This window comes from Dyadobacter sp. UC 10, assembly GCF_008369915.1.
Lineage (GTDB): Bacteria > Bacteroidota > Bacteroidia > Cytophagales > Spirosomataceae > Dyadobacter.
Map to the genome: position 1 here is coordinate 4742387 of NZ_VSRN01000001.1, position 12488 is coordinate 4754874.

Annotated in this window: 9 protein-coding genes; 4 read left to right on the forward strand and 5 right to left on the reverse strand. The window is 49.2% G+C overall.

Features of this window, described 5'->3' with window-relative positions:
* Positions 1–7 precede the first annotated feature (7 nt).
* From FXO21_RS19590 to FXO21_RS19605, 4 genes are all read right to left on the reverse strand, one after another.
* Positions 8–1204, reverse strand: coding sequence for an NHL repeat-containing protein (locus FXO21_RS19590; protein WP_149641674.1), 1197 nt, complete (start codon positions 1202–1204; stop codon positions 8–10).
* The gene (locus tag FXO21_RS19595) at positions 1201–2403 is read right to left on the reverse strand and encodes a hypothetical protein (RefSeq protein ID WP_149641675.1); all 1203 of its coding nucleotides are present in this window, start codon (positions 2401–2403) and stop codon (positions 1201–1203) included. The genes FXO21_RS19590 and FXO21_RS19595 overlap by 4 nt, the downstream gene beginning before the upstream one ends.
* A 111-nt stretch (positions 2404–2514) precedes the next feature.
* Positions 2515–3399: a DMT family transporter gene (locus tag FXO21_RS19600; protein WP_149641676.1), complete on the reverse strand. Its 885-nt coding sequence runs from the start codon at positions 3397–3399 to the stop codon at positions 2515–2517.
* On the reverse strand, positions 3389–5368 hold the full coding sequence (locus FXO21_RS19605; RefSeq protein ID WP_149641677.1) for a S9 family peptidase: 1980 nt from the start codon (positions 5366–5368) through the stop codon (positions 3389–3391). Before FXO21_RS19605 ends, FXO21_RS19600 begins: the two co-directional genes overlap by 11 nt.
* Positions 5369–5597: 229 nt before the next feature.
* Between FXO21_RS19605 and FXO21_RS19610 the strand changes: the two genes are divergently transcribed.
* The 4 genes from FXO21_RS19610 (at position 5598) to FXO21_RS19625 (ending at position 10874) form a co-directional block, all read left to right on the forward strand.
* Positions 5598–6746 carry an SIS domain-containing protein gene (locus FXO21_RS19610; protein WP_149641678.1) on the forward strand — a complete coding sequence of 383 codons (1149 nt, stop codon included), beginning with the start codon at positions 5598–5600 and terminating at the stop codon, positions 6744–6746.
* Positions 6747–6758: 12 nt separating this feature from the next.
* The gene (locus FXO21_RS19615) at positions 6759–7712 is read left to right on the forward strand and encodes a carbohydrate kinase family protein (RefSeq protein WP_149641679.1); all 954 of its coding nucleotides are present in this window, start codon (positions 6759–6761) and stop codon (positions 7710–7712) included.
* On the forward strand, positions 7709–8533 hold the full coding sequence (locus FXO21_RS19620) for a class II fructose-bisphosphate aldolase (RefSeq protein ID WP_149641680.1): 825 nt from the start codon (positions 7709–7711) through the stop codon (positions 8531–8533). The genes FXO21_RS19615 and FXO21_RS19620 overlap by 4 nt, the downstream gene beginning before the upstream one ends.
* A gap of 181 nt (positions 8534–8714) precedes the next feature.
* Positions 8715–10874: a PKD domain-containing protein gene (locus tag FXO21_RS19625; RefSeq protein ID WP_149641681.1), complete on the forward strand. Its 2160-nt coding sequence runs from the start codon at positions 8715–8717 to the stop codon at positions 10872–10874.
* A gap of 103 nt (positions 10875–10977) precedes the next feature.
* On the opposite strand, the gene FXO21_RS19630 is transcribed toward FXO21_RS19625, so the two are convergent.
* Positions 10978–12453: a RagB/SusD family nutrient uptake outer membrane protein gene (locus FXO21_RS19630; RefSeq protein ID WP_149641682.1), complete on the reverse strand. Its 1476-nt coding sequence runs from the start codon at positions 12451–12453 to the stop codon at positions 10978–10980.
* Positions 12454–12488 lie beyond the last annotated feature (35 nt).

The following is a 12488-nucleotide window of genomic DNA, read 5'->3' on the forward strand; positions in this document are numbered from 1 at the left end:
GTAGCGATTATTGGCCAACGGGAAAAATCATCAACTGGCTCAATGCCTCATCTTCGCCCATGACCATATATTTTCCATCTGCCGAGGCAGCCAGCGTACTCAACTGAAAGCCTCGCCACAAAATGCCCTGCTCGATCCCAGGTTCCACCATCTTGAATTCAGGATTACCCAGGTCGACAAAACCCGCATTTTCATCATAGGAAAACAAATGCGAGTAGCCCGGCGCGCCACCAGCCAATCCGTACAACTTACCGTCACGCCCGAAAGCCAAAGCCTGCAACCTGCCCATCATCATAGGCTTACCCAGGTTTTTGATCTTTTTGGTAGCCGGATTCAGTACAAACAGCTGACCGTCACCCGCATTGCCGCCGTACAGTTTTCCATCCGGCGCTTTCGCCCAGGCTTCCACTTGTCCTAAAACCTCACGTCCCCAGACAGCCGGTAGCGGCGTTTCCAGAAACTGAAAAGTCTTTTTCGCTGGGTCAAATGCAAATAGCTTGTTGCCTGCGGTACTGCCGTAAACCAATCCTGCATTATCCTGAACAAGCGCTTTACAGAGGTAAGCCTCCGGCCCGATCGCGAAATCATGCGCGTCTTTCAGCTCCTTTTCTTTGGGGGCGACCTGGTCAAATACCACAGTCTTTTTAGTTGCAATATTGTAGGTAAAGAAGCGCCCGCCCGGGTAGCTGATCCCGTAAAGCTCGGTGCCCTGTTTGTCACTGAGCAGCGCAAAAATGCCTTCTCCGGCGACAGGAATGCCCAAATCTCTTACTTCAATAGCATTTCCATTTCCAATACTAACCTGCAACAAATGACCGGCTGGCTGGTTTTTTTGACCTATTGTACCAGCGTATAATTTGTTGCCAGCACCTTTACAAAAACCTGTAGCAATGCTTTTCTGCCCGGGAACAATTTCCTGCAAATCTCTCATCGTCACAACTTTCCGGCTGGAAATCGATGCCACGAAAAGGTACGGAGACAAGCCTTCCTTCGCCGTAGTACCACCCAGAATGTGGTCGCCCTGCACAGTCAGGGAAGTGATTGCATTGCGGTATATCGGCAGGCGTTTTTCGGCACTATTCGGCAAGGAAACCTCTATCGCAAATGCATCCTTTGGTGTAAAAAACGTGTACTGAGCCAGCAGCGGGGCAGAGCAGGCGAGGTATAAGGTTGGGAAAAGTATTTTTTTGGTCAGATTTCTCATTTCCGAATTTCTTTTTCAGGATTGAACTGGATCATAAAGGGGCGGGTTGAATCGCCTACGCCCGAAGGATTGCGACGGGCGGCGAAGTACAGGTTTCCGTCTTTATCCCGGATATCGCAGCCTGTGGCCTCGGTGATCTCGGTGATGGGATATTCGCGCAAAATGGACTTTTTGCGTGTTGCAGGGTCGTATTCCACGAGCACGGTTTTGTCTTTTAATACATAGTTTCCGTGGCCGCCAATGATATAATACAACTTTCCATTTTCACCGATGTTCAGATTAGGTACATAGGGTCCCCATGCGGGTGCTTTGTTCGTTTCGATCACGCCTCCGAGGTCTTCTACTTTACCGATTCCGTTCTTTTCAGGGTGAAATGCGATGAGTTTTGCGCCGTACGTGATCAGGTAAATAATCCCTTTCGCTTCGTCTTTGGCATAAGCGGTTACGCCCGTGATGATCTTCGAGCCGGGGGTGCCGGGAAATGCGGGCAGACTTTCTCTTGCAAATACTAATGAGTCGCTGTCTTTCTCATACTTCACCAGCCGCTGCCGCCAGTCTACATAGTAGCAGTTTCCCCACCAGTCGGTGAACAATACACGCGGCACGTGCGAGCTGGCCAGGCGGCCAAAGTCCCGCAGGTTGTTTCTGGCTGGATCGTATACCAGGAAATGCGCCTGCGGATAGGTAATACCATATAGTATCCCGGTTTTTGGGTCAATGTCAACATCTTTGATACTCTCATATTGCATGCCTATTCCCAGATTTTGCAGTCCTGTTTTTGGATTCCATTTCATGAAAAACCCGCCCGCATAACCCTGCGGATGTTCCATCAGGTATTCCTCCCGGGATTCGCCTCCATCTGTTGAAAAATAGATTGAACCATCAGGAGCCGCTACGATCTTGGAATGTATTTTTCCCTGCCACTGAAACGGCCGTAAATGGGCCATATCCTTGATAAAACCATTCAGTTTCATGGCATTTGTCGTCGCATCAAAGGTGTACAAACCGATATTGTTGGCATGGTTGGTAACGCCGATATGCACCGTGTTGGATGCCGCATTATACCCGATCGAGCCCCATGTGGAATGTGCTTCGGGGAAATCAGGATATTCGATGAAGGCAACGTTTTTGTCCGTTTTCTGAGCGAAAGCAGTGGCTGTGCACATCAAAAACAGCCAGAGTTGTATAGTAGGTGTCAAAGGTTAAAGGTTTAGGGGTAAATATTTTATCGACGCTAATGTAAAAAATCGAACACACTTTGCGTAGTATGAAGCCAAATTTCTTTCGAAATCTTTCTTTTAAATTTCATTTCAACCTTTAACTTCCTCGAATCCCATCAATATGGCCGAGATAATGGCCAAAGCAATGCCCCCAATGATGACGGGGTGCGGTATGGTTTGGTACAAAGCCAGAGATAAGGCAACCGTGAGCACCGGCGAAAGTGCCGTAGTAATGGGTGCAATGATAATCGCTTTTCCGTACCGGAATGCATATACCAGACAGAGTGCACCAAATGCATTGAGCGACTGGATGATCGCCGACAGGTACGGACCTTTGAAGTTCCATTCGATCGGCTGGCTGAAATCAGTGAGATATAATGCAAATGGAATGAGCATTACCGATGTCACCATCATATAAAAATACAGGCTCTCGGCCGACATAATCTCATTGGCAAAACGCATGATATATCCCTGCGCACCCCAGGCAAAAAGTGGAATAGCTGTGAGCAGCATCCAGGTGTAGCCGCTCACCTGGGTAGCGCCGGCCGGCTGGTAGGACAGCATAAAAATAGAGATCAGCGCGATCCCGACGCCGATCCAGCCCATTTTACCCGTTTTTTCGTGAAGTAGAAAAACCGCCATCAGGATTGTCACAACCGGGGTTAACGAAAGCAGCGGAAAAACAAGGTAAGCCGGCGCAATGCGCAGCACAAAGAAAAGCACGAGCTGACCTCCTGCGCCTAATAACCCTGCTGCGCCTCCCCAGATCATGGCGCGTTTGTTGAAATCCAGCTTCCAGCCCTTTATTTTTAAAGCAGCCAATGCGGCGGGCACCATTGTGAGTGCCCAAACAACGTATCCTAATGTTGCAGGAAAACCGTTCTTTTCAGGGATTTCAATTACAGCGCCCCATACTCCGATGAACAGAACATGAATAATTACATATATCAGCCAACTGTTTGTCTTACTGCTCATTAGGTGTCGTTTTTACGTAGGTGTCAAACCACTGGATCATTCTCGCATTCAGGTCAGCTTTGTTGCGCGGGCTTAGTTCCGGCCGCCAGCCGTGGCCTTCGCCTTTGTATTGCACGAGCCGGGTTGCTACACCTCGTTTTTTCAGTGCGACATACATTTCTTCGGCTTGCGAAAAAGGCACTTCGTTGTCGGTTTCGCCGTGTAAAATCAATGTTGGCGTAGTAGCCCGGGCCACATTATGCAGAGGCGACCATTTCCATAGTTCGTCAAAACGGTTAAAAGCCCGTCCGCCAAATTCGGATTCCATTAATGAATGATATAGCGAAGTGCCTGCGAAACTGACCAGATTACTTAGTCCCCCATCGCTCACTGCCGCTTTGAAACGGGAGGTTTGCGTAATGATCCAGTTGGTCATATAGCCGCCGTAGCTCTGGCCGGTTACTCCCAGTTTTTCGGGATCAAGCCATGGATTCTGACTCAAAATAAAATCTACGCCCGCCATGAGATCCTGATAATCGCCCCCGCCCCAGTTCATGAGCGTGCCATTTGAAAATGTTTGTCCGTAACCGTGGCTGCCTCTTGGATTGATATAAACGACCGCATAGCCTGCCGCTGAAAGCAAATGCATGCGTTCGTCAAAATCGTGGCCGAACATATTGTGCGGCCCGCCGTGAATCAGGAGAATGAGTGGGTATTTTTGAGTTTCATCAAAATCGACCGGCGGCATTAGCCAGCCTTGCACCTTCGTGCTATCGAAACTTTCAAACCAGCATGTTTCAGCGTTTTGGAGTGTTTTATTTTGAAGCCAACCTGCGTTTTCACGCGTGATTTGCTCAATTATAGCGCCTTGATTTTTGCTTTTGAATAGCTCCGCAGGCTGGTTTGTACAAGATTTTACAAACACAAAATCCGCTCCTTTCCGATCGAGACAGAACTCAGAAATGCAGCCTCCGCCTCCCTGAACCATTTCAACCGTTTCATTATCAACACTTACCCGATAAATGGAAGTGTCGCCCCGATCGCCCGCAGTAAAGTAAATGTACTTGCCCGACGGATGCCAGCGAATGTGCTCGATCCGCCTGTCGAGAGATTTGGTCAGGTATCGGAAATCCCCTCCATTGAAAGATACCAGGGCTACATGCGTGTCCTCGGCAGGGCTGTCGTTCGTACCAATGCTCCCGGAAGTTGCCAGGAGTGCAATATGCATCCCGTCGGGTGACCATTTCGGTTGGTATGCCAAACCGGTATGGTCAGTAAGTCTTGTGATTTCCAGTGATTGAATATCTACTTTCCAAACATTACTTTGCTGGATATCGTCCGGTTGTGCTGTCCTGTTGCTGATAAATGCAAGGTAGCGACTATCCGGCGACCAGGTAATGGAATGCTCGTTGAAATGGCCAGCGGTAATCAGTACAGGCGATCCTCCTTCGGCCGGAATCAGGTATATGTGCGTATAGGCATGATCGGCATACACAGGTCTTCCGCGACCGCCTTTGGATTTGTAAAGCAGATCGTCGAAAACGCGGATTTCATCAGGCTCTTCCCCGGAATCTATGATATCTGCACCGGGATATGCAATGTACTTTCCATCCGGCGACCAGATACAGTTTGTTTCTGCAAGATGATTTATGAAATAGGAAGATTCGTGGCGCCGGACTAAAAAATGGCTAGATGCATTTGATAGCGTATAAATATGAAGTTCTCCACACTCATTTTCATAAAGAAGTTTGCTGCCGTCGGGCGACCATGCGTGCGGAGTGCCATTTCCCAGGATCGTTTTTGCCGCTTTGTCGACCGCCAGGAGTTCTATTGAATCGAACCGCTCATTCTTCACTGCATCCGCGACGGAGACCTGATATACCAGGTTGTCATTAGCAGGAGAAAGCAGGGGCGTGCCGACTTTTCTGATCTTGTATAAATCTGCTATCAAAAGTCCCCGGGGCGAGGCTTTTATTTCCTTTGAAATCATAAATGCGGGTTCAGGTAGTGATTGATTTTGCAAGATATGTCCTCATCGGAGAAGTTGCTTGCTACAAATTCACTATTATTTATCCGCAATATATGAGTAAGCATAAATAAATTAAAAGAAAGGTTTAATAATATTTTTTACTTTCGTTTTATGATGTTTAATTTGAATTGTCGTGGCATAGTCTTTCAAATGTCACCAAACAACCGTCTTCTAATCGACCGCGAGAATAATGCATAAAAATGAAACAACGGAGCTTGAAAGCAGTGCGGAAGCACACACCCAGCGGGAAATTCTATCGCAACCTGAGCTCTGGCAAGAGGTATATCAGCTAGTAAAAGACGAAAGTGAGGCAATCGGCGGATTTTTAGGGCCGGTTTTGCAAAAGGAAGATCTGCGAATCGTTTTGACCGGTGCCGGTACCTCGGGTTACATCGGCGACGCCGCGCAGGGGACTTTACAGAAAGTATGGCGCAGGCCTGTTCAGGCAGTGCCGACAACAGAAATCGTAACCCAGCCCAATTCGGTCTTTATCCGGACGGTGCCAACGCTTTTGGTCTCGTTTGCCCGCTCAGGAAATAGCCCGGAAAGCGTCGAAGCGGTACGGTTGGCCAATGCCTGCTGTGATGAGATTTATCACCTGATTATTACCTGTAATGGAGAAGGGGCGCTGGCCAATATGAATGCAAGTGGGCCTGACCGTTTTTATCGGATCGTACTGCCCGAGGCTACTAATGACAAGAGTCTGGCGATGACGAGCAGTTTCACCTGCATGTTGCTGAGTGTGCTGCTTGTGGCGCAGGTGGACGCTTTAGACGAAGAATTTGAGAAAATTCAACGCATTGCGGAACAGGGAAATGTAATTCTCGAAAAACGATCCCTGCTGAAAAACCTGGTGCTGAGCGGCTTTGAGCGGGTCGTGTTTCTGGGCTCCGGCGAATTCCTCGGAATAGCCAGAGAGTGCCACCTCAAATTGCTCGAACTGACTGACGGAAAGCAGGTTTGTATGTCCGATTCGTTTCTGGCATTCAGGCACGGACCCCGGGCCTTTGTAAATGACAATACGCTCATGGTATACCTGTTTTCAAGAAATCCGCACATCCTGCGCTACGAGCGCGATCTGGTTGAGGACATTTCACGCGATGCGCGGGCAATTTATTCGCTGCAGATAGGTGGAGTGGATGGACTGGCTTTGCCAAATAGTAGTAAAATAGAATTGAACATTGATCCCGAAAATCAATACCAGATGATCCCGGCTACGCTCGTGGGGCAGTTAATGGGTTATTACAGCGCGGTGCATTCGGGTATCAATCCGGATAGTCCGTCGGTGTCCGGATCGATCAGCAGAGTGGTGCAGGGGGTGAATATTTATCAAGAATAAACAGCATAGCGTATGGTAGCCCCAAAACTCCTGGTTGTAGGCGAGCTGAATGTCGACCTGATTTTGAACAATATCCAGGCTTTCCCTCAGCTGAGCAAGGAAACGATTGCGGATGAAATGAATATGTGCCTGGGCAGCTCTGCGGCTATTATGGCGGCCAACAGTGCTGCAATGGGTATGGATACTACGTTCTGTGGTGTGATAGGAGAAGATTATTTCGGTGATTTTATCCTGAACGAACTCGAACGCAAGGCGGTCAGCTGCCGGCATGTAACCAGACTACATGACGAGAAGACAGGCTGTACCATGATATTAAACTACGGACAGGACCGCGCCAATGTGACTTATCAGGGTGCTATGAACGCGCTGACTATCCATGATATACCTTTTGGTAAACCCTCTGTTTATCAGCATTTGCATATATCGAGCCTTTTTCTTCAGAAAGGGCTTCTGAATGATATTGAGCAGATTTTAATCAATGCCCGCGCCGCTGGTATGACCACGTCGCTGGACCTGCAATGGGACCCTGCCGAGGAATGGGCGTTCGACTATGTGCGCTGCCTGCCTTTTGTGGACGTATTTATGCCCAACGAATCGGAACTGCTGGCGTTAACGAAAACGGATTCGATCAGCAGCGGCATCGAAAAAATCCGGCCGTACCTGAATACGCTTGCATTGAAAATGGGCAGAAACGGCAGCCTGGGCATTTGCGGCGATCAGCAGGTAACGGTACCCGCTTTCGAAGTGGAGCATTTTGTGGATGCGATCGGTGCCGGAGATTCCTTCAATGCAGGATTCATACGGAAATACATGGCGGGCGCTTCGCTTGAAGACTGCCTGCGGGAAGGTAACCTCATGGGCGCCATGAATACGACTGCAGCGGGTGGAACGGGTGCATTCTGCGATTTGAACAAAATCAGCGAAAACATAAAGGATTTTTGGGGAATAGAATTAAGCCTGTCATGAAATTAAAGCAGAAACTACGCGAATTAACACAGCTGAAAAAAGGTTTGCTGGCGACCAATTACTACGATCTGGAAACACTCCACGGCGTACTGCAGGCGGCGGCCGAACTGAAACAGCCTGTGATCCTGCAGCTTACCCAAAGCTCTATTGACTATATGGGGCTCAAAACTGCCGTGAACCTGGGAAGAAACGGATTGGAAGAATTTGGCGTGGAAGGCTGGATCCATTTGGATCACGGTGGCTCCGTGGACCTGGTACAGCGATGCCTGGATGCGGGTTTTGATTCGGTGATGATCGATGGGAGCGAGCTGCCTTTTGAAGAGAATGTGAAGCTAACCCGCGAAGTGGTTGAACGTGCTAAAAGTTACAATGCACACGTGGAAGCCGAGCTGGGGTATGTGGCCAAACTGGGCCAATCGCACCATACTACGGGCTTTACCCAGCCGGATGAAGCAGCTGCTTTTGTGGAGGAAACGGGCGTGGATGCGCTTGCGGTAGCAATCGGTACAGCCCACGGATTTTATAAAGAAGAGCCCAGGCTGGATATTGATCTGCTGCGCAAAATTGCAGAAAAGACTGCGGCGACACTCGTTTTGCACGGCAGCTCGGGCGTGCCACATGCACAGGTGCAGCAGGCGATCTCAAATGGTATCTGCAAAGTAAACCTGGCGACTGAAATCAAGAACATTTTCATGGCTTCGCTGAAATTTGAACTGTCTAGTAATCAGGATATTGATCTTCGTAAAGTCTTTCCAAAGGCAACCTGCAAAATCACGGAACTGGTTAAAACGAAGCTCGAAATGGTAGAGAACGTGGCATAATTACAGCCATAATCCGGAGCCCTTTTGAACGATACCGTCAGCATATCTGATCAGGTTTCGCATGCGTTATTGTGGGACAGGTTCTGGGCGTGCGTAAGGCAGCTTGCGGCGCGGCGCACTTTCTTATCCCGAACCGATTTCATAAAGACTTACCTGCTTACGACCATATCCTTTGATACCAATGTTCCGATTTGATCTGGCAGCTATGGTTTTTCTGCTTTTTTCTGGAGTTTCCGCCAGTGGCGAAACCATTTTGCGAAAGGCCAAAGCTACGCTGACACCTGTCGAAATGAATAAGGAGGATACGCTCAAATTCACGCTCCGGAACGGTGAAACGCGGACGATGGTTTTGAAGGAAATATCGTCGGATGTCATCATTACCAACCTCGGAAAACTCAGGGAAGACCAGCCGGGAGGTGCCACGCTGTATCATTTTACCTGTCAGGTTTTGATAGACGGGCATCTAATGAAAATGGAGCGTTATGTAGGGTCTCAGGAAAGCTTTTATGAGCCTTATGTGATCAATGGAATGCGGATCTGGTTTGACGGGGTGAAGACGATCGGGCAGATCATCAAGGACGAGCACGGCGGGAAAAGCAGTGAATCGGTGCCGCGCAAACACGCTCGTTTCGTGGTGACTGATATGACCAACCGTATTGCGCCGTCGAGACTTTACCCGATGTTTCCCAATAGCGAAAATTTCCTGCGCATTTCGAATAGTTACAATGGCGACGATTGCTGGCTGGGCGCTTACAACGGGTTTGAGTTGCATGGCGGCCTGGATCTGAACAATCCTGCGGGAACGCCGCACTTTACGCCGTTCCCTATTGATGACCATTACTTTGTTTTTAGTCTTGACAAGGGCGATAACAACAACAGGTGGCGGGGCATTCATACCTGGGAAAATGGCGACAAGTGGAGCATTCAGAATCACCACATGCTGAACCTGCGCATTCCGGAACATAAGCCCATTGGAGCGGGCGTGTATTATTCGGACGGTTCAGGCGTGCATGTAGGCAATAATACCCATTCGCATTTTGTATTCCGGGTAAAAACCATGGAGAATGAAACCGAGGTTTTGCTTGATCCATGGATTCTGTTTTGGCAGACTTTCGAAGATAACCGTGAGCGGGCAGGTGAAACGAAGGCGATCATCGGTCCGTTCAGGCCGGGGAAGGCCGGGGAAAGGGTTTCCTTTATTGGTGAAAAATCACGGAATGAATACAAAAACGTTGGTCGCGAACTGCTGTACTACTGGACATTCGGAGACGGTGGCATTGCTATCGAAAAGAACCCAAAGCACGTGTTTGTAAAACCGGGCATTTATCCGGTAACACTTCTGGTAGATGACGGAGTCACGCGCAGCAGTTTTACGCAGCATATTGCGATAGACGGTCGGGCCATTGGCAGCCCCGGCCGGAATTCTGCCTTGAAAACCACACCTGCACTCGCATTGGCTTGCAGTGAAGAACCTTCGTTTCGCATCCGGCCGGCCCACGTGATGGATGTGTATGCATTGGAAAGAAAGTTTATCCCAAATACACTCCACTTTCTTGCCCGACCAACGAGGCCGCAGCCGAATGCAAAAATGGTCGCGCTGATGAATGTCGGGAAAGGTGTACTCGGGAAAGTTAACGCGCCAACGATCGAATATCTGAGCGGAACAGGCTGGCTGGATTGGCAAACGGAAGGACAGGGGAACGATCAAAAGTTGAAGATATCCGTCAACGCGACTAACCTTACCACGGGAGTGTACAGCGCGCGTATACGTGTGGAGGTTCCGGGGAGTGTCAATGCCGTGCAGTATTTGATGGTAAACCTGACGGTTCCGACGTATCCTCCGGCGCATAATGAAATTGGGAACCTGAAACGCGAAATTGTCGATAATGCAGACTTGCGTGAAAACCGGTTTTACAGTACGCCCTACTTCTGGATTGCGCCGCAGTTTAAAAGGTGGAAGGAGAAAGGATTCGGTGATTTGTATCTGACCAACGGCGGCCGGGCAACGGAAGGAGAGTTTGTCAGGTTCCGGCCCGATCTGGCAGCAGGTACCTACGAGCTGTTGTTCTCAGAGCAAACCCCTTTTGATCCCCAGCTTAGGGCTACTGCGAACGGGAAAAAATTCCCGGTGGATAGTAAGCTGAATGCGGTACCCAGGTTTAAAGTGAGAGTTCATTCTAAAAATGGCGGGGAGGAAATTTGGGTAGAACCAACTGAATCGCTTTCCATAGGGAAATTTGAGTTTCTGGAGGGAATGGACGGTTATGTCGATATTGTGAGCGAGGGTTCGGAAGGGCAGGTGTTGGTTGATGCCATTATTTTTAAGAGGGTTGAGAAATAGGCAGATAAGTACCAATTTGACTTTATTTACCCAAAAAAATACCCCGGAAGTGCTCGCTTTCCGGGGTATTAAATTTTACATGTATTCTATTCAAATTCTGCGGTCAATATCCCTCATTTTGCACAATGGCGGGGCTGCTGGTGGTCACAACCAATGTCGGGACCGGGTATAGAAGCTGATAAGGCTTGATCGGTGTCGAAATACCCACTGTTGGTTTACCAGGGCCGGATAGTTTTGCATTCATCACTTCCATCGCGCGACCGGTACGCAGCAGGTCAAACCAGCGGTGCCCTTCAAATGGCGATTCAAGTCGCTCCTCATTGTATACGGCTGTTTTGAATGTCTCGTAAGTCAGTCCGGCAAGATCAGGAAGTCCGGCACGTTTGCGCACCAGATTAATCGCCGCATAGGCATCGGCATTTGGTGCTTTGTTTGCTTCATTGAGTGCCTCAGCGTAATTCAGGAGAACATCGGCATAACGAATCACATACCAATCTGCGCCCGAGTCGGCATTGCCGCCACCGGTTTCGCGCTCCACATAGCCGCGGATGTATTTGGCAGCAACAAAATTGCCTGCTTGCGTATAACCGTCAGCGATGTTGTTCCGGCGAACATCGCCTGCTGTGTAGGCGGCTGCGATATCTTCTGTCGGCTGGTTAAATCCATACGCCCCGCCGGTCGGGATCACGATGTTCTGCGAGCCCGTAGGCGCAAAGTGGTTCGGGAGGTTGGAGCCCAGACCATTTGACATCGTTCTGTATTGAACCTGTAAAACCGCCTCGGCATTACCCTGCTGGCTAGCCTTGTAAAGGTTTGCATATACCGGCAACAGGCTGTAAGTGCCCGCAGTTACCACTTTTTTGAACTCAGCAACCGCCTCTGTATATTTTTTCTGTGTTAAATAAACCTGTCCAAGCAGACTTTCCGCAGCGCCTTTGGTTATTTTTCCTGCTTCCGCCGCAGGATATGTGGCGGGAAGCAGGCCTCCTGCCTTCACCAGGTCAGCCTCGATCTGCGCGTAAACTTCGGCAACAGACGCACGGCCCACTTTGTAGCTGGCATCAATATCCGTCACCGGCTCCGTCACCAGCGGAACGCCACCCCACAGCCGTACCAGGTTGAAATAGGCCAATGCTCTCAGAGAAAGTGCTTCGCCGGAAAATTGTTTTTTCAGGTTATCGGAAACAGGCGAAGCATCAATGCGGGCGAGGATGCTGTTGGTTCTGGCGATCAGAATATAGCTGGTTTGCCAGAATGCAGTTAAGTGCTCATTATCAGTTGTTTCCCTGAATTCGTCGATATTTCTTTTTGCATCGTTACCGCCTCCCCCGGGGCCAAGCTCGGTGGTGTTATCCGAACGCAGGTCGACCAGCAGCGAATAGTATCCATTACCGGAATACACTTGCCCAAGCGCGCCATAGGCACCTACTACGGCCTGCCGGAAGTCGGATTCTGTTTTAAAAAAGTCCGTTTCGCCGATTTGTGAAATGGGTTTTGATTCGAGGAAATCTTCGCATGAGGTTCCTGAAAATGCCAGGATAACCAGAGCGACCGCTATTTTGATATTTTTTGAGATCATAATCAATCAATGTTAAGAGTTTAATCCGGGTTTAG